Origin of the sequence: Rhizobium croatiense, from assembly GCF_019793465.1 — a bacterium.
In the GTDB taxonomy this organism is placed as follows: Bacteria; Pseudomonadota; Alphaproteobacteria; order Rhizobiales; family Rhizobiaceae; genus Rhizobium; species Rhizobium croatiense.
Genome location: NZ_JAILYJ010000003.1, coordinates 55403 through 73211, shown reverse-complemented (window position 1 = coordinate 73211; position 17809 = coordinate 55403). Strand labels below are relative to the sequence as shown.

The following is a 17809-nucleotide window of genomic DNA, read 5'->3' as shown; positions in this document are numbered from 1 at the left end:
TAGTTCCGGACGGTCGTGATCGGCGGCACGGCGGGCCGCTCAGATCGTGAGATACCGCTTCTGCCAGGGGAGCATTTTCTCCTGCCATGCGCGCGGGGTGAAATCGTCATAGGCGGCCTCGGCGATCGCCAGCATCCAGTTGCGGCCCTTGCGGGCGAGCAGCACACAAGACAATTCCATGCCGGGCTCGACGGCTATGGAGGGCCGGTTGGCACCTGGGATATCCACGCCCTTGTCACGCCATTGAATGCTGATCTCGTCGGGTTCGGACGTCCATTCCCCTGAGGCGACGGATGCCTTGCCGTCGGGATTGAAGCGAAGCGGCGGTGGCGTAACGTTCAGGAAGCTGCCGTCATTGTGATAATTGCCATCGATCTGACCGGCTGTGGCTTCGCCCGTTCCTTTCAAAAGGATGTCCTGCCGGCACCGCATGAATATGTTGCGCCTGAGGCTGCCCGACCACGGACGATTGGCGAAGAAGGCGACATCGCATGCGCTGATAACGTTGTCGTGGATATCGATATCCTTGCGGAATGCCCGCTCCTGGTCGGAAAAGCCGCTCAGGCTGATGCCGCGATTGTTGTTCTCGATCCAGTTGTCGTAGAGGTGATGGCCGGCATGATCGGCCTTGTCGCCGATGCCGTAGCCGAAGGAATAGTCGTTCATCCTGCCGTCACGCATGATGTTGCTGCGCACCACGGCATCGTCGCCGATCGACGAAAAGGAGAAATTCTTGCCGCCGATGAAGTTGTACTCGACGCGGTATCTCCGGGTTTTGTCGCAGACCAGCGCGCCCTTGTTCGACGTGCTTGTCGGCGACTGCAGGAAGAGATTGCCGCGGATCACGATATCGGAACTGATATTGTCGTCGCTGTTTTGATAGGCGAACTGGCAGCAGTCGGCGCCCTCGCCCGGTGCGGCGCCCATGCGGTTGTTTTCCAGAAGCACGTTCGACGTCTTCGTCAGATAGATGCCGTCGCCCCTGACATTTTCCGTTTCGCAGCGCCTGACGACGAGGTTCTTGCCGTTGTGAAACTTGAAGCCGCGCGGCGAGTTCTTGACGACGACGTCTTCGACCACCGTATCGGAAAACACCTGATAGGCGACGCCGATATCCTCAGCACCGTCGATGACCTGCGCCCGCGTGGAGACGCCATGAGATTTCTTTCGCAGGATTGCGGGCATCGGATCTCCATCGGCGCGATTACCTGGGCACTGCGCTTCTCAGAGGCGCAAGGGATGCGGTAACGCATTGAGCTGCTGCATGGCTTTATCCTTAAATCAATTCCGATTTAAGAAACACGCAGTCGCGCCGAATTAATGAAGGGCATGTGGCAGGAGTTTGACGGCCTGCTTCACTTAGCAGACCGTCATGCGATCTCTAAAGCGCGCCGCATCAAATTTAATTCATGCCACGCGCTTTAGCCCTTTGTTTTTATGCATGTCGTTGTCCCGGAACCGCTGCACACTTCCGGGCGACATGCATTAAATCCTCGCAGTCACAGTCTCCGGATCGATAGAACCGGACCTAGACGCGTCTTCATGCCTTCATTGACACGGATCACCGGCCGCGAACGGAACGTCGGCGCAGTGATCCAAGCGATCTCTGCGACGGGTCAAACAAATCCATTTGACGGATATCCTACAAGTGGATATGTCTTAACAATCATCATTGCAGACCAATGGGAATGGCATGTCGCTGAAATCCATGAAGCCCCTCGCCCGCGCGCCTCTTCTCCACGTGTCCGTGCAGGAAAGCCTGCGGGCCTATATCAGCGACAACGGGTTGAAGCCCGGCACGATGCTTCCGGCCGAATCCGACCTGGCGAACCAGCTCGGCGTCAGCCGCAATTCGCTGCGTGAGGGCATCAAGGCGCTAGAATCGCTGGGGGTGCTGGAATCGCGCCGCGGCATCGGCATCTTCGTCAAAGCCTTCTCATTCGAACCGCTGCTCGACAATCTCGCCTATGGCCTCGGCGGCGCTCTGCGCCAGATCGAGGAAGTGATCGAGATCCGCCGGACCCTGGAAGTCGGCCTGATCGGCAAGACGGTCGAGATGATCGGCGCCGACGATATTGCCGAGCTGCGCGCCACGGTGGACCGCATGCGGATCCATGCCGAGCGTGGTCAATCCTTTGGCGACGAAGACCAGCTTTTTCATACGCTGCTGTTCCGCTGCCAGAACAACGAGACCCTTGCCCGGCTGATCGATGTCTTCTGGCTCGCCTTCTACAAGGCCTCCGATTTCGTCAATCTCGACAATGTCGATCCCGTCGCGACCTGGAGGGATCACGCGGCGATCGTCGATGCCATCGAGGCGAAGGACGTCGCGCAAGCGCAGAACCGCCTGGACCGCCACTATGACGGCATTTCCCGGGTGATCGCCGCCAATAAGAAAAGTGCCAATGTGGGAGGAGCACAATGAAGGGACTATTCAGATTATCATCCGCCATCGCGCTTGCTGCGATGATGGCGACGACCGCCATTCCGGCCTTCACCGGCCCGGCGCAGGCCGCCACGCTGTCGGGCGGCTTCGATGTCGGTCCCGGCGGTTTCCAGGGCAATTTCAACCCGCTCGCCGCGACGGGCGGCTTCACCTGGCTCAGCGTCTATTTCGAGCCGCTGGTGACCTATGACGAGAAGCTCGAGAAAGTCGTCGGCCAACTCGCCTCGTCCTATGAGGTCAGTGGCGACCAGATGACCTACACGTTCAAGCTCGCCGATGCGAAATGGCATGACGGCAAGCCCTTCACCGCAAAGGACGCCAAGTTCACCATCGAGCTTGCCAAGAACGCCAAGACCGGCTCGGTTCTCGCGGCTCGCCTGAACGCCGTTTCCTCGGCCGATGCCAAGGACGACAAGACGCTGGTCATCAAGCTGTCGGCCCCGTCAGCAAGCCTGATGGACACGCTGACGAAGGTGATGATGCTGCCGGAGCACGCGCTGTCGCAGATCCCGGCGGACCAGCTCGCCAAGAACACATGGTGGTCCACCGCGCCGATCGGCACCGGGCCGTTCAAGTTCACCAAATACGTCACCGATCAATATGTCGAACTTGCCGCCAACGCCGACTACCGGGGCGGCAAACCGGCGTTGGAAAAGATCATCAACCGCTATTTCGCCAATCCGGCTGCGGCGATTGCCGCACTGCGCGCCGGGGAGATCCAGTTCACCTATGTCGATTCCAACGATCTGACCGCCTTCAACAATAACAAGGATTTCCGCGTCATCGAAGGCAACTCCTTCGTCGTCAACTATCTCGGCTTCAATCACGACTCGCCGATCTGGAAGGATGTCCGAGTTCGTCAGGCAGTGATGTATGCGATCAATCGCGATGCAATCATCCAGAGCCTTTACGGCGGCGCCGCCAAACCGGCAAACTGCGCCTATATCGCCGACCAGGTGGTGCCGAAGGGCATCGAGACCTATGCCTACGACCCGGAAAAAGCCAAGCAGTTGCTGAAGGAAGCCGGCTGGGATCAGATCAACGGCGACAAGCCGATAACGCTTCTGACCTATTACACGACGCCGCTTGCCGCCAATGTCATGGCTGCGGTCCAGGCAATGCTCGCCCAGGTCGGCATCAACGTCACGCCGCGCGCCGTCGACACCCCGACCTATAACAGCATCGTGCTCAACCCGACGCCCGACGTCGCGCAATTCCAGATGGTTTATGCCGGCCTGCAAAACGGCCCTGACCCGGGCAGCATCAATGTCGGCCTCAACGAGAAGCAGATCCCGCCGGCCGGCCCGAACGTCGCCCGCGTGCGCATGCCGGTGCTGACCGCCGCTCTCGATGCGGCGCTTAGCGAGACGGATGCCGCAGAGCGCGAGGCCCGCTATCAGGAGGTCTGCAAGGTGATGAACAAGGAACTGCCCTGGGGTCCGCTCTGGGTGGCGAAACGTTATGGCGTCGCCTCCGCCAAGCTGAAGGACTTCATCTGGACGCCTGCCCCCGGCGGCGGCCCCTACCAGGCGCATCCGGGAAAATGGGCGATCGCCGAATAGGGCCTAGCGCATCCTGAGAAGCAAAGGGCAGCCAGGTCGGCGAACCTGTCCGCCCGCACAGGAACGGGTTTTTCATGCTGAGATACAGTCTCCGGCGCCTGCTGATCGGCGTGGGCATGCTGCTTGCCCTAAGCGTGCTGATCTTCGTCATGCTGCGCCTTACCCCCGGCGATCCGATCGATGCCTATATCGATCCCAACGTGCCGATGTCATCGTCGGATCTTGCGGAACTGCGCGTCACACTCGGCCTCGATCAGCCGCTGCCGGTGCAGTATGTCGCCTGGCTGGGGCAAGCGCTGACGGGAAATCTCGGCTATTCGATCAAACGGCCCGACCAGCCGGTGCTCGGTCTCGTGCTCTCGCGTGTCGGCCCGACGGTCCTCTTGATGGGATCGGCGATCGCAATCGCGATCATCGCCGGCATCGCCACCGGCATCGTCAGCGCTGTTCGCCGCAATTCGATCGCCGACCTGTCCTTGTCGGTCTTTGCCGTCACCGGTATTTCCAGTCCGCCCTTCTTAAGCGCCCTGGTCGGCCTTTATCTGTTTTCGGTCTATTTCCGCTGGATGCCCTCCGGCGGCATGCTGACGCCCGGCCGGGAGTTTTCCGTCGCCGACCTCCTCCATCACCTCATCCTGCCCGCGACATTGCTGGCCGTGGCGCAGACAGCGCTGATCATGCGCTACATGCGCGCTTCCATGCTCGAGGTCCTGAACCAGGATTATGTGCGCACGGCGCGCGCCAAGGGCGTCTTCGAATTCTGGGTCATTGCTAAGCATGCGCTGCGCAATGCCCTGCTTCCCGTCATCACGCTGATCGGCTCGACCATCGGCCTTGCGATCGGCGGGGCGATCTTCATCGAAAGCGTCTTCAACTGGCCCGGCATGGGCCTGCTGATGGTCGATGCGGTGGAAGGCCGCGACTATCCTGTTATCATGGGTTCGACGCTCATGATCGGCGCCTGCGTCATCGCCGTCAACCTTCTGACCGATCTCGCCTATGCGCTGGTCGATCCGCGGATCAAGGTGGGCTGAGCGATGCCAACACGAAGCCCTGCCCGTAGTCCGGGCCCGATCGCACGCTCCCTGCATCGCTTCCTGCTCAACCGGGCGGCCTTCGCCGGCCTGTGCATAATCGCGCTGGTGATCGTGGCGATCCTTTCCTATCCGCTGTGGTGGAGCTTCAAACCCAACGACATCGATCTGCTGGCGATGAATGCGCAGCCGGGACCGAGACACTGGTTCGGCACTGACGGCGTCGGCCGCGACATCTTTGCCCGGGTCATGGACGGCGGCCGGATCTCGCTTTTGGTGGCCCTCACCTCGACCGTCATTTCCGCCGTCATCGGTTTCATGGTCGGCGCGGTCTCGGCGCTTGCGGGCCGCTTTGCGGATGCCGTCACCATGCGTTTCGTCGATCTTGTCATGACGCTGCCGCCGGTCATCTTCCTGCTGGTGCTCGCCTCGATCGCCGGCACCGGCATCTGGCCGACGGTCTTCGTCATCTCGCTGCTCTCCTGGCCGCTGCTGGCGCGCATGGTGCGCGCGCGGCTGCTGGAACTTCGCGAGCGTGACTTCGTGATGGCGGCAAGAGGCATGGGGGCGGGCCTGCCGCACCTGCTCTTCCGCCACGGCCTGCCGAACTCGATCGACATCCTGGTCGTCTTCGCGACGCTGCAGATCGCCAATGCCATTCTGCTCGAGGCCGGCCTCTCCTTCCTCGGACTCGGCATTGCGCCGCCGGCGGCAAGCTGGGGCAACATGCTGAATGCCGCCCGCTCCACCGCCGTGCTCGAACAATATCCCTGGCAGTGGCTGTTTCCCGGCGGCTTTCTGGTGCTGGCCGTGCTTGCAATCAACTTCATTGGCGATGGTCTTCGCGATGCCTTCGACCCTCGCGCCGAATTAAACTGACGATCGAAAGAAAGCGAAAATGAGCAAATTCAAGGGTGTCGTTCCTCCCATCATAACCCCGCTGAACAAGGATTACACCGTCGATTACCGGTCCTACACGCGGGTGCTGGAAAACCTGATCGAGGCGGGATGCCATGGCCTGTTCGTGCTCGGCTCGACCAGCGAGGTGATTTTTCACGACGAACAAACCCGGCAGGAGATCATCGAGCATTCGGCCAAGGTCATCAACGGCCGCGTACCGCTGATCGTCGGCGTCATCGATCCGACGACCGACCGGGTCATCAACCATGCCAGGATCGCCAAATCGGCCGGCGCCGACGCGGTGGTCGTCACGGCGCCGTTCTATACGGTGACCAGCCAGGCCGAGACCATCGATCACTTCCGCTATATCCGCGATGCCGTCGACGTGCCGCTGATCGCCTATGACATTCCCGTCTGCGTGCATGTGAAACTGCAGCGCCAGACCAGCGTGACGCTGGCGAAGGAGGGAACCATCATCGGCATCAAGGATTCGAGCGGCGATGACGGCAATTTCCGCTACGTTCTGCTCGATCTCGCCGACAACAAGGACGTCTTCCTGATGACCGGCTCCGAAATCGTCGTCGACACGGCGCTGCAGATGGGCGCCCATGGCGTGGTGCCAGGCATCGCCAATGTCGATCCGCATGGTTACGTCAGGCTCTGGAATGCCGCTCAGCGCGGCGACTGGGTCGCGGCCCGCAAGGAGCAGGAGCGGCTCTGCCGGCTCTTCGAAATCGTCTGGGTCGGATCGGGCCGGGTCAGCGGCGGCGCTGCCGGCATCGGCGCCTTCAAGGCGGCGATGAAGAGCCTCGGCATCATCGATACAGCGCTGATGCCGCGCCCGCGTGCGGCCCTCAACGAGGCCGAAACGGCAAGGATCGACCAAATCCTGCGCGCCACCGGCCTGCTTGCCTGATGGATGCCATGCCACAGACCGCCGACACCATTCTCGACATCAAGGGGCTGCGGACCGTCTTCCGCATCCGCTCGGGCGAGGTGACGGCGGTCAACGGCATCGATCTGAGTGTCGCTGCCGGCGAGACGCTGGCGCTCGTCGGCGAGTCCGGCTCGGGCAAATCGGTCACCAGCCTTTCGGTCATGCGGCTGCTGACCCGCAATATCGGTGCGATCGCCGCCGGCAGCATCGATCTGAAGCGCAAGGATGGTACCGTCAGCAACCTTGTCTCGCTCCCCGAGCAGGAAATGCGCGCCATTCGCGGCAACGATATCGGCGTGGTCTTCCAGGAGCCGATGTCGAGCCTCAACCCGGTCTACACCATCGGCGACCAGATCTCGGAGCCGATCCGCATTCATCGCGGGGCGAACCGGAAAGCCGCCATGGATGCGGCCGTCTCGCTTCTCGACAGCGTCGGCATTCCCGACGCCAGGCGCCGTGCCGGTCAATATCCGCACGAATTATCCGGCGGCATGCGCCAGCGCGCCACGATCGCCATGGCCCTTGCCTGCGACCCGACGCTGCTGATCGCCGACGAGCCGACGACGGCGCTTGACGTCACCATCCAGGCGCAGGTTCTGGCCCTGCTGCAAAGGCTGCAGCGTGAACGCGGCATGGCCATGCTCTTCGTCACCCATAATCTCGGCGTCGTCGCCGAAATCGCGCATCGGGTGGCGGTCATGTATGCCGGGCGGATCGTCGAGACCGGGCCGGTGGCCGAGGTTTTCCGCAATCCGCGACATCCCTATACGATCGGCCTGTTGGCCTCGATGCCGAAACTCGGTGATGCAAGCCGGATGAAGCAGGCGGGCGAAAGGCTGGCGGCCATTCCGGGCGTCGTGCCGAGCCTGATGAACATGCCGGCGGGCTGCGCCTTCGCGCCGCGCTGCCAATTTGCCGTCGACGCCTGTCGCGCGGCGGCGCCGCCGCTTGCCGATGTCAATCCGCGGCACAAGAGCCGCTGCATTCGCTGGCAGGAGATCAGATGAGCGAGCCCCTTCTCTCGGTCCGCGACCTCGGAAAAGATTATACGTCGCGCGGCGCCAGGCTGACGATCCTGCAGGCCATTTCCTTCGATATCGGCAAGGGTGAGGTGGTCGGGCTGGTCGGCGAATCCGGCAGCGGCAAGACCACGATCGGGCGATCGGTGCTGCGCCTTGTCGAACCCTCCGCCGGCAGCGTCCGCTTCGACGGCACCGAACTCACCAGCCTGTCTTCATCGGCAATGCGGCGCCTGCGACCGCGGATGCAATATATTTTTCAGGATCCGTTCGCGAGCCTTTCGCCGCGTATGACGATCGGCGAAATTCTGACCGAGGGACTGAAGATCCAGGGCCTCGGCACGGCAAAAGAGAGATTGGAACGCGCCCGCGCCGCGCTCGAACAGGTCGATCTGCCGCCGGACGCCGTCAATCGTTACGCTCACGAGTTCTCGGGCGGCCAGCGGCAGCGGATCGGTATCGCCCGGGCGCTGACGCTCGCGCCGGAATTCATCGTCGCCGACGAGCCGGTCTCCGCACTCGATGTCTCGATCCAGGCGCAGGTGATCAATCTTCTGCGTGACCTGCAGCAGCGGCTTGGCTTGACCATGCTGTTCATCAGTCACGATCTCGCCGTGGTCGAATATATCTGCGACCGGGTGATCGTCCTCTATCTCGGCCGGATCATGGAAATCGCGCCAAGCGCTGCGCTTTATGCCAGGCCGCTGCATCCCTACACCCGAGCACTGCTCTCGGCGATCCCCTCGCCCGATCCCGATACGCCGCGCGACCGCCAGATCCTGAAGGGCGATATTCCGAGCCCCGCCGATCCGCCGAGCGGTTGCGTCTTTCGCACGCGCTGTCCGAACGCCCTGCCGGCCTGCGGCGAGACCGTGCCGGCGCTGCGCGAAATGACGCCCGGGCATTTCAAGGCCTGCATCCGCGATGACCTCGACTGAAGGAAGTGAAATGAGCATGACAACCCGCCGCCATCCTATCGCGGGCAACTGGGCAAGCCTGCTCCTGCCGATCGCGGAGGACGACAGCATCGATTTCGAAAAGCTCGGCGAGGAAATCGACATACTGATCGCCGCCAAGGTCGACGGCATCTATTCAAATGGCACTGCGGGTGAATTCCATAACCAGACGGAAGCGGAGTACGAGCGAATTCAGGAGATGCTGGCGTCGCGTTGCCGGGCCGCCGCAATGCCCTTCGTCATCGGCGCCTGCCAGCCCGATCCGATCATCATGCTCGATCGCCTGCGCCGCGCCCCTGCACATAAGCCATTGGCAATCCAGGTGATCCTGCCCGACTGGTGGCCGCTCACCAATCTCGAGGCCGTCGACTTCCTGCACCGGGCGTCGGAGGCCGCCGACGGGATCCCGCTCGTCCTATACAATCCCCCGCATGCGAAACGTGTCCTGTCGCCAGCCGAGCTCAGCGACGTTTGCGGCCCCTGCCCGTCGGTGGTCGGGATGAAGATCGCCGATGGCGACGACGCCTGGTATGCGCAGGCGCGCGCATATCTCAGCGAATTTTCCCTGTTCATTCCCGGCCATCATCTCGCCACCGGCATCAAACGCGGCGTTGCTGCCGGCGCGTTTTCCAACGTCGCCTGTCTCAGCCCCCATGGTGCCCAAGCCTGGACAGCGCTGATGCACGCCGACATCGACGCCGCGCTGGAGATCGAAAGCCGCATCTGCGCCTTTATGGACAGCCACGTCGCCCCGTTTCGACGTGACCACGGCTATTCCAATGCAGCGCTCGACAAACTGCTCGCGGCGATCGGCAACTGGGGTCCCGTCAGCACCAGGCTGCGTTGGCCTTACCGCTTTATCGGCGAGCAGGAAGCGAAAGGTCTGCGCGATCGGGCCCGCGCGATGATCCCGGAACTTTTCGCTCAGTAGAGAGAGCGACCTTGCCCGATCAAGGTGAGTGTGCTTCCGCGAGATCGAGCTTTGCGTCGGCCTGTCAGGCATCATGAAGGGATGCGGGCGATCACCTTGATCTCGAAATCGAAGCCTGCCAGCCAATTCACGCCGATCGCAGTCCAGTTCGGATAGGGCGGCTTGCTGAAAATCTTCTGCTTGGCGGCCATGATCGTTTCGAACTGGTTTTCGGGGTCGGTATGGAACGTCGTCACATCAACCAGATCTTCAAACGTGCAACCCGCGGCGTCCAGCGTCGCCTTCAGGTTTTCGAACGCCAGCTCGACCTGGCGTTTGAAGTCGGGCTCCGGCGTTCCATCGGAACGGCTGCCGACCTGACCGGACACGAAGAGAAGATCGCCGGATCGGATGGCGGCGGAATAGCCGTGTTCCTCGTAAAGGGCATGCCGGTTTGCGGGAAAGATTGCTTCGCTTGGGGTCATAGTCGTTCCTCATCATTGATTGGACACCTGAAAGCCGCTGGTCATTACGAGCCTTCACAGAATGGCGCACCATCTGATATACGGTGCGTATGTGAAATAACTCGAATACGGGCCGTATGTCAAGTTCATATACGCCGCGTATGTGAACTTTTGGAGAAGAGATGGCAAAACGACGCGTCGAGACAATGGAGGAAAATCGGCTCAAGCTGATCGCGGCCGCGCGTAAGGCCTTTGCCGAGAAGGGATATGCGGCCGCCTCGATGGACGAGCTGACTGCCGAAGTCGGGCTGACGCGGGGCGCGCTTTACCACAACTTCGGTGACAAGCGCGGGCTGCTTGCGGCAGTTGTCGACCAGATCGACACCGAAATGGCGTCGCGCGCCCAGGAGATCGGCGCGCAGGCGGGCAATGATTGGCAAGGTCTTCTCGCCGAGGGCGCGGCCTATATCGAGATGGCGCTTGATCCGGAGGTGCAACGGATCGTTCTGCTCGACGGACCTGCCGTGTTGGGTGATCCCTCGCAATGGCCCAGCCAGAGCAGTTGCCTTCAGGTAACCCGACAGACGGTGGAGCGTCTGATCACGCGCGGGATTCTCAAGTCGGTTGACGCGGAAGCAGCCGCCCGCCTGCTTAATGGCGCGGCGCTCAATGCCGCACTCTGGATCGCTGCAAGCGACGAGCCGCAGGAGGTGCTGCCGAAAGCGGTCGAAGCCTTCGGCGCTTTGGCTGCGGGCCTTCTCAAGACGTCGGCGTAGCGCCTCATACGCGTAGCGTGTCGGCGACCCGGCGCCAATCGCCCTCCGTTTCGGGTGGCCTGCTTTGCCCATCCAGCGTCGGGATGGGCACCGGTGCTTCCCACCCCATCGCAACACCGTCCAGGTTTCAGCTCAGTTGGGCAAGGATATCGTCGACGACGCTCGGAACGGTTCCGTTTGTGTCGATACCGATGCCGGCGGGAAAGTGTTTGCTACTCCTATGGTAGCGCAGAACCACCGCACGCTCGTCGGGCGCGAAACCCGGCTCAGCTGGCCGCCCGTCCAATCGTCTGTGCAACGTCTCGACATCTATATCGAGCACAAAAACCTTGTCGAACACGTCCAGGAACTTATGGAAATTGCGGGAGCCGCCACAGAAGAATGTGGCAGGATGAGTGGTGTCAGCGGTGATGGCCCGGACCCTTTCGACAGGCCAAATCCAGTGCGCGTAGTGCCAAACGACGCGGTCCACACCTTGCGGCGGCCCTTCGAGCGCCTCGCCGGTCTCGGGGTCCCCAACATAGGCCAGGACCCGATCACCATGGACGACATGAAAACCACGCCGCTCCAGCTCAGTAGCGACAGACGTTTTTCCAGTGCCGGAGCTGCCTTCGATCAAGTAGTTCTTGATGCCCATAAGCGACGTTTACCATGGTCAGCAATCCGCTGAGAAGATACTAGGGCAGTTTCAGGACTTTGCGGACCTAGTAGCTCCCGAAAACCAGAAGAAGCGCGCCGACCGCGATAATCGCAAGCGCCGGCCAATTCCGCGATAATCCCAGGAACCTCAGGCCTTGGCGCCGCGGTTCCAACGTCGCGCCGCCTTGCGGCGTCAGGTGAGGATCACTCGGTTTTCGACGGAGCGTCGGTCGTAAGAGAAAAAGAAGGCCGCCGATTATGAGAGCGGCACCGATCAGAACTGCCCACATCGTCGCCTCCGCCTGGCATACGGACCTAGCTTAAACCAGACCGGGTCGTGATTGTTCCGTTGCTCCGGCCGCTTATTCCGAGGCGCGCCGTACCGACGGCGCGACCGCGGTGCCGAGCAGTTCGATCGAGCGGCGCATGGCTTGAGCGCCTGACGGGCTATGATGGCGTCATTCGTCCCTGAGAGCAACCTGATAGGAGCAGCGGGAAGACATCCAGCAATCCCCGCAAGATCATCACGCAGGCTGGCGCTCTCAAATGCTGGGAGTTTGCAACGAAAGCATAAATCGTCGGCGGGCCGAAGCAAACCTACCTGCTTGGACTGCTAATGGAATTGATGGAGCGCAAAGATTGACTGTGACGACGGGCCGTCCCAGCGGAGCGATCGTCAACCCAGTGATGCCTGCCACGTAGACCGTCGTTTAATACCAGCGTCCTCGGCCGTACCAGCCGCCACCGCCTAGCAAAAGAAGTATCACAACGATGATGAGAAGGGTTGTGAGATCCATGTGCGTTCTCCTCGGAGCACCATCACCATCTCGTTCGCGCCTGACGGGCGTTGCTCATGGTGGGACTCCCTGGCTTACAACGGCAATGACCGGTGTTGGTTCCATTCGATGCCCTACCCGGCCGGCGTCAACCCGGGCGGGGTACGCGCCTTACGGGACGACCGCCGAAGGCGGCGATAATAGTGATCTATGAGCTCAGTATAACAATGATCTCGGCCAGCAGGTCATCAAGTGAATTGGAGGCAGCAACTTGCATTTTCGTCGGACGGACTTCTTTCTCCCGACAGGAGCGGACAAGGGCCTGCTCTCGATCGATATCGGCGGTGGCTGGAGGAGAACTATGCGGCGAACCGGAGGACTTCGTGGCAGCACTCAACTAAACCGTGCACCATCGGCATCCGGGTAGAATCCGCGCCGACTGCCACGGCTTTACGCCTTTCAGGCGAGTGAACAATCACAAGAGGCAAAATGACACCTCGGTCATGCGGAGCGTTCTTGGTCGATGTTGCAACTTTACCAGGGAGAAACGTGGTGACATCTAGCAAACTAGCTCTCGCTCTCAGCATCGCGATGGCACTTGCCGTTGGAGGCGCCGCTTATGCGGGTGATTATTGGCCACCAGACGAGACTGCCAAGGGCAATAATGGCTATGGCCAGGAGAAACGAGGGCTCAGCGACGGCACCAACGCCGGAAGCGATAACGGTGCTACAGCCCAAGAGAAATCCGACAGCATAGTGCGATAATCGCCAGACAAATCGAATCCGTGCGGCGGCACTGACAGTGCCGCCGTTTTGTTGGTCGGCGCAGGAAGCCTCAAATCATATGTTTGGCTGCGCCGACTTTGTCGACCAGAATGATGATTGGACCCGGGCGGAGCTTATCAGCGACTTTCTCCGCCCCGAAACGGGGCATTCCATGCCACCTGGCAACCGTTGGAAATGCAGGGAATTCCGCCGCAACATACGCAACTTGAAATTGGTCGACTTATCTCGGTCGATGGCCGTCTGATTGCTTGATGCTGCTTGGGGATTGAGTGGTGCCCAGGACCGGAATCGAACCAGTGACACGCGGATTTTCAATCCGCTGCTCTACCAACTGAGCTACCTGGGCTAACCTGCTTCTCAAGAGCTCTTCACGAAAAGAACCGCGGGGCCTTGGTTCGCCCCGGAAGCGAGCGGGGTTATAGCATCTTGTTCGCTCATGGCAAGCGTCAAATGACTCTTTTTTGACGGTCTCGCCAGATTTGCCGATTCATGAGGAAAAATAATAGCTTCGCCGATGGATTTCGCTAGTTTTCCTCGTCGGGATAATCGGCCTTGGTCTCGTCATCGGCCACCGGAATGGCATAGGAGCCGGTCAGCCAGCGGGAGAGATCGACCTCGCGGCAGCGGTTGGAGCAGAAGGGATAATGTTCGCGATTCGACGGTTTGCCGCATTCGGGGCAAGGGCGCGTCTTGCGCAGCGGTGCGACCTTGGCGGCGGCTTTCCTGTCTTCGGGCATGATCGGTTCGTCCTATGGCGTCGGCCGCGGGCTCAGGCCTCTGGCCACCGGCTATGCACATCGAAGCCTTCGCCGGTCAGAAGCACAATGGTTTCATAAAGCGGCAGGCCGACGACATTGGTGTAGGAGCCCACCATCTTCTGCACGAAGGTGCCGGCGAGGCCCTGGATGCCGTAGGCGCCCGCCTTGCCGCGCCACTGGCCCGACGCCAGGTAGTTTTCGATTTCGAAACCGGAGAGGCGCTTGAAGCGGACTTTGGTCTCGACGATCTTCTGGCGGATCTTGCGATCCGGCGTCACCAGGCAAACCCCGGTATAGACGAGATGGTTGCGTCCCGACAAAAGATGCAGCGAACTCAGCGCCTCGTCGGCGAACTCGGCCTTGCCGAGAATGCGTCGACCGACGGCGACCACCGTATCGGCGGAGAGGATATAGCTGCCCTTCCAGGTGATATCGCCCTTGATGGCGGCAAGGGCAGCTTCCGCCTTCTCGGCCGAAAGCCTGCGGGCGAGCGACCGCGGGTGCTCCGACTTCTTCGGCGTCTCGTCGATATCCATCGGCATCAGGCGCGAAGGCTCGATGCCTGCCTGGTTGAGCAGGTCGACGCGACGGGGCGAGCCCGAGGCGAGAATGAGCTTATATTTCAGCGCCATGGAACCTCGACCATCGGCAGACGGGAGAAAACCCTTGCAGAACCTTGGGCAAGTTTACTTGAAACGGTAGGTGATGCGGCCCTTGGTCAGATCGTAGGGCGTCATTTCCACAAGCACCTTGTCGCCGGCGAGAACGCGGATGCGGTTCTTGCGCATGCGACCGGCGGTATGGGCGATGATCTCGTGTTCGTTTTCAAGCTTCACGCGAAACGTCGCATTCGGCAGAAGTTCGGTGACGATTCCCGGGAATTCGAGGACTTCTTCTTTCGGCATATAGTGGTTTTCTTCCTGTGGGTTGAAGAGGCAGCGCAGCGCGCGCCTTGAAATTTGGGCGGAAACTACACAATCAAGGCGGGTTTGTGAACCTTGTTGATCGGGCTTTCCGTCATTTGTTTTCACGCCGATTGCGCGGCAATGCCTTTTCGTTTCAGCAGCCGGCTTTCGATGAGACCGGCCAGGTGATTGCGGACCTCGCGATAGCTCTCGAGAATCTGCTCGCGCGTTCCGCTGACAACCGTCGGATCCATGGTCGGCCAGTAGACGACGTCGATTGCATTCGAGCGCGTCAGCTCCAGCGCGGCGTGATGGGCCAGCGGCGACAGCGTGATGATCAGATCGAAATAATCGTCCTCGAGCTCTTCCAGCGTTTGTGGCTGGCGGCGCCCGAGGGAAAGCCCGATCTCCTCGAGCACGACGTCGACGAAGGGATCGCGCTCGCCGGCGCGAACGCCGGCCGACCTTATATAGGTATTGGACGGCAGAATGCTACGGGCGATGATTTCCGCCATCGGCGAGCGGATGGCGTTCAGCCCGCACATGAAGAGGATGGCGCCCGGCCTCTTTCCCTCCTCGACGTCGGCGGCCAGCTCCATTGCCGTCATCCGCGCCAGTAGAGCACGCAGACCAGCGTGAACAGCCGCCGGGCGGTATCGAAATCGATCTCGATCTTGCCGGTCAGCCTGTCCTTCAGCGTCTGCGACCCCTCGTTGTGGATACCGCGCCGGCCCATATCGATCGCCTCGATGCGGCTTGGTGTGGCCGAACGGATCGCTTCGTAATAGCCCTCGCAGATCATGAAGTAATCCTTGACGATCCGCCGGAAGGGCGTGAGCGACAGGATATGAGTGGCGACATTGCCGCCGTCTTCCGTGGTGATGGCGAAGACCAGCTTCGAATCGACCAGCGAGATGTTCAGCCGGTAAGGCCCGCCGGCATGGCCGATCGGCGCAAAACTATTCTCCTCGATCAGATCGAAGATGGCGACAGCGCGCTCATGCTCGACATCGGGCGTCGAACGGCCGATCGTATCGTCAAGGACGACGTCGCAAAGCCGGAAATCGCCCGCCGCCATGCCCTCACCTTTCGAGGTTGAGGCGGATCGCAACCGATCGCGCATGGGCGTCGAGACCTTCGGAGACCGCCAGCGCGATCGCCGCCGGGCCGAGGGTGCGCAGCTCACCCGGCCCAAGGCGCAGGATCGAGGTGCGCTTGACGAAATCGAGCACCGAAAGACCGGAGGAGAAGCGCGCCGAACGCGCCGTCGGCAGCACATGGTTCGAACCGCCGACATAATCGCCGATCACTTCAGGCGTATGGGCGCCGATGAATATCGCACCGGCATTGCGGATGCCGTCGAGCAGCCGGTCCGGATCGGCGACGGCAAGCTCCAGATGCTCGGCGGCGATGCGGTTTGCGAGCGGAATGGCCTGTTTCAGATCGGCAACGAGGATGACGGCGCCGAAATCGCGCCAGCTGGCCGCCGCCGTCTCCGCACGGTTCAGCGTCGTCAGCTGGCGTTCGACCGCCTGCTCCACCGCCTTGCCGAATTCGACATCATCGGTGATCAGGATCGCCTGGGCGCTGGCATCGTGCTCTGCCTGCGCCAAAAGATCGGCTGCGATCCAATCGGGATTGTTGTCCTTGTCGGCAATGACGAGCACCTCGGAAGGACCGGCGATCATATCGATGCCGACGGTGCCGAAGACGTGGCGCTTGGCGGCGGCGACATAGGCGTTGCCGGGCCCGGTGATCTTGGCGACCGGGGCGATCGTCTCGGTGCCATAGGCGAGAGCGGCGATCGCCTGGGCGCCGCCGACGCGGTAGATCTCGGTCACGCCGGCAAGCCTGGCGGCGGCGAGCACCGCCGGATTGACGGCGCCGCCGGTGGCAGGAACGGCAATGACGATGCGGTCGACGCCGGCGACCTTGGCCGGCACGGCGTTCATCAGCACCGAACTCGGATAACTCGCAGTGCCGCCCGGAACGTAGAGCCCGACCGCCTCGATCGCCGTCCAGCGCGAGCCGAGACGGACGCCGAGATCGTCCTCGTACATATCGTCCTTCGGCAGCTGCCGGCGATGATGGGATTCGATGCGCAGCGCCGCGAGCTTCAGCGCGCCCAGCACTTCCGACGGCACCGCCTCGACGGCGGCGTCGATCTCTTCAGGCGTGACGCGCATCGGCACGGTGGCGAAATCGATGCCGTCGAATTTCAGCGAATATTCGGCAAGCGCCACATCGCCGCGGGCTCTGACGTCATCGATAATGGCGCGCGCAACGGCGTTCACATCCTCGGAGACTTCGCGCTTCGTCGTCAGGAAAGCGGCGAAATGCTGCTCGAAACCTTCCGATGCCTGATCCAGCCAGATTGCCAAGGCCGCTATTCCTTCTCAACTCGAAACCGCAACATTCAAACGTCGGGCGTCAGGGATGGCGCGGCTTGGAAGCCGCCTCCCAGGCGCCGCCGATATCGGCGAGCTGCGCCTCGATGCATTCGACATCGAGCGCAATCGAAGCCTTGCCCGACAGCGCCAGCTCGACCGTGCCATCCGGCCCCTCGCCCTTCTTCTCGAAGCGCAGCGCCAGGAGCGACAGCACCTCGTCCCGCTCGCCACGGTCGATGCCGAGTGAACGCACGGCAAGCACCCGCTTGAAGACCAAAGCGGCCCGGCGGCGCTCGAAACCCCTGCGCTTGCGCCCGGCACCTTCCCAGACGAAACGATTGGCGGCAAGGGCGAATTGCGCTTCGCGCGGCGACCAGTCGATGTCACCGACCTTGAAGACGCTGTCCTGCATATGCGCGGAGATGATGGCAAGATCCTCATCATCGAGCGCAACAAGCTTCAGATCGGTCATCCAGTCTTATCCCAGCAGGCACCGCCGGAATGGCGATGCGTCAGACAAGGGAAATAGGATGCTGCAACGGATTACGCAA

The 17809-nt window shown here is 61.5% G+C and carries 20 protein-coding genes, 1 tRNA gene and 2 pseudogenes; 9 read left to right on the top strand and 14 right to left on the bottom strand.

Annotated elements, in window-relative coordinates; translation table 11 throughout:
• Positions 1-39: 39 nt before the first annotated feature.
• Positions 40-1185: a right-handed parallel beta-helix repeat-containing protein gene (locus tag K6M89_RS05975; RefSeq protein WP_097582474.1), complete on the bottom strand. Its 1146-nt coding sequence runs from the start codon at positions 1183-1185 to the stop codon at positions 40-42.
• A gap of 508 nt (positions 1186-1693) precedes the next feature.
• Between K6M89_RS05975 and K6M89_RS05970 the strand changes: the two genes are divergently transcribed.
• From K6M89_RS05970 to K6M89_RS05935, 8 genes are all read left to right on the top strand, one after another.
• Positions 1694-2425 carry a FadR/GntR family transcriptional regulator gene (locus tag K6M89_RS05970; protein WP_222138764.1) on the top strand — a complete coding sequence of 244 codons (732 nt, stop codon included), beginning with the start codon at positions 1694-1696 and terminating at the stop codon, positions 2423-2425.
• On the top strand, positions 2422-4008 hold the full coding sequence (locus K6M89_RS05965; RefSeq protein ID WP_222138763.1) for an ABC transporter substrate-binding protein: 1587 nt from the start codon (positions 2422-2424) through the stop codon (positions 4006-4008). The genes K6M89_RS05970 and K6M89_RS05965 overlap by 4 nt, the downstream gene beginning before the upstream one ends.
• Before the next feature lie 74 nt (positions 4009-4082).
• The gene (locus K6M89_RS05960; RefSeq protein ID WP_222138762.1) at positions 4083-5042 is read left to right on the top strand and encodes an ABC transporter permease; all 960 of its coding nucleotides are present in this window, start codon (positions 4083-4085) and stop codon (positions 5040-5042) included.
• Positions 5043-5045: 3 nt separating this feature from the next.
• Positions 5046-5921 carry an ABC transporter permease gene (locus K6M89_RS05955; RefSeq protein ID WP_222138761.1) on the top strand — a complete coding sequence of 292 codons (876 nt, stop codon included), beginning with the start codon at positions 5046-5048 and terminating at the stop codon, positions 5919-5921.
• A gap of 19 nt (positions 5922-5940) precedes the next feature.
• The gene (locus K6M89_RS05950) at positions 5941-6858 is read left to right on the top strand and encodes a dihydrodipicolinate synthase family protein (RefSeq protein WP_222138760.1); all 918 of its coding nucleotides are present in this window, start codon (positions 5941-5943) and stop codon (positions 6856-6858) included.
• A gap of 8 nt (positions 6859-6866) precedes the next feature.
• Complete coding sequence (locus tag K6M89_RS05945) at positions 6867-7886, top strand: ABC transporter ATP-binding protein (RefSeq protein ID WP_222138759.1); 1020 nt, start codon at positions 6867-6869, stop codon at positions 7884-7886.
• Positions 7883-8836, top strand: coding sequence for an ABC transporter ATP-binding protein (locus tag K6M89_RS05940; protein WP_222138758.1), 954 nt, complete (start codon positions 7883-7885; stop codon positions 8834-8836). Before K6M89_RS05945 ends, K6M89_RS05940 begins: the two co-directional genes overlap by 4 nt.
• A 10-nt stretch (positions 8837-8846) precedes the next feature.
• Entirely contained in the window at positions 8847-9785 is a 939-nt protein-coding gene (locus K6M89_RS05935; protein ID WP_222138757.1) for a dihydrodipicolinate synthase family protein, read from the top strand.
• Between the two features lie 71 nt (positions 9786-9856).
• Here K6M89_RS05935 and K6M89_RS05930 read toward each other — a convergent pair whose 3' ends face one another.
• Positions 9857-10249, bottom strand: a complete 393-nt coding sequence (locus tag K6M89_RS05930) for a RidA family protein (protein WP_097582464.1) — start codon at positions 10247-10249, stop codon at positions 9857-9859.
• Between the two features lie 161 nt (positions 10250-10410).
• Between K6M89_RS05930 and K6M89_RS05925 the strand changes: the two genes are divergently transcribed.
• Positions 10411-11004, top strand: a complete 594-nt coding sequence (locus K6M89_RS05925; protein WP_222138756.1) for a TetR/AcrR family transcriptional regulator — start codon at positions 10411-10413, stop codon at positions 11002-11004.
• A 10-nt stretch (positions 11005-11014) separates the two neighbouring features.
• Here the strand turns inward: K6M89_RS05925 and K6M89_RS31865 are convergent.
• The 12 genes and pseudogenes from K6M89_RS31865 to K6M89_RS05880 all read right to left on the bottom strand — a co-directional run.
• A pseudogene (locus K6M89_RS31865) lies at positions 11015-11110 on the bottom strand (aminoglycoside phosphotransferase); the annotation flags it as partial.
• Positions 11111-11131: 21 nt separating this feature from the next.
• Positions 11132-11641 carry a nucleoside kinase gene (locus tag K6M89_RS05920; protein ID WP_222138755.1) on the bottom strand — a complete coding sequence of 170 codons (510 nt, stop codon included), beginning with the start codon at positions 11639-11641 and terminating at the stop codon, positions 11132-11134.
• A 67-nt stretch (positions 11642-11708) separates the two neighbouring features.
• Positions 11709-11933 (bottom strand): hypothetical protein, encoded by a 225-nt coding sequence (locus K6M89_RS30935; protein ID WP_097582459.1) that lies wholly within the window; start codon positions 11931-11933, stop codon positions 11709-11711.
• A 140-nt stretch (positions 11934-12073) separates the two neighbouring features.
• A pseudogene (locus K6M89_RS30930) lies at positions 12074-12187 on the bottom strand (DNA-binding response regulator); the annotation flags it as partial.
• A 1288-nt stretch (positions 12188-13475) separates the two neighbouring features.
• Positions 13476-13551, bottom strand: a tRNA-Phe gene (locus tag K6M89_RS05915).
• A gap of 178 nt (positions 13552-13729) precedes the next feature.
• Positions 13730-13942 carry a DNA gyrase inhibitor YacG gene (yacG, locus tag K6M89_RS05910; RefSeq protein WP_097582455.1) on the bottom strand — a complete coding sequence of 71 codons (213 nt, stop codon included), beginning with the start codon at positions 13940-13942 and terminating at the stop codon, positions 13730-13732.
• 32 nt (positions 13943-13974) lie between these two features.
• Complete coding sequence (locus K6M89_RS05905; RefSeq protein WP_012482617.1) at positions 13975-14595, bottom strand: Maf-like protein; 621 nt, start codon at positions 14593-14595, stop codon at positions 13975-13977.
• Positions 14596-14649: 54 nt separating this feature from the next.
• Entirely contained in the window at positions 14650-14868 is a 219-nt protein-coding gene (gene infA, locus K6M89_RS05900) for a translation initiation factor IF-1 (RefSeq protein ID WP_003545338.1), read from the bottom strand.
• A 122-nt stretch (positions 14869-14990) separates the two neighbouring features.
• Positions 14991-15476: an arsenate-mycothiol transferase ArsC gene (locus tag K6M89_RS05895; RefSeq protein ID WP_222138754.1), complete on the bottom strand. Its 486-nt coding sequence runs from the start codon at positions 15474-15476 to the stop codon at positions 14991-14993.
• A complete protein-coding gene (locus K6M89_RS05890; RefSeq protein WP_222138753.1) occupies positions 15473-15946 on the bottom strand; it encodes a UPF0262 family protein in 474 nt (157 codons plus the stop codon). Before K6M89_RS05890 ends, K6M89_RS05895 begins: the two co-directional genes overlap by 4 nt.
• 4 nt (positions 15947-15950) lie before the next feature.
• Positions 15951-17249: a histidinol dehydrogenase gene (hisD, locus tag K6M89_RS05885; protein WP_097582453.1), complete on the bottom strand. Its 1299-nt coding sequence runs from the start codon at positions 17247-17249 to the stop codon at positions 15951-15953.
• Between the two features lie 49 nt (positions 17250-17298).
• Positions 17299-17730, bottom strand: a complete 432-nt coding sequence (locus K6M89_RS05880) for a DUF2948 family protein (protein WP_097582451.1) — start codon at positions 17728-17730, stop codon at positions 17299-17301.
• Positions 17731-17809 lie beyond the last annotated feature (79 nt).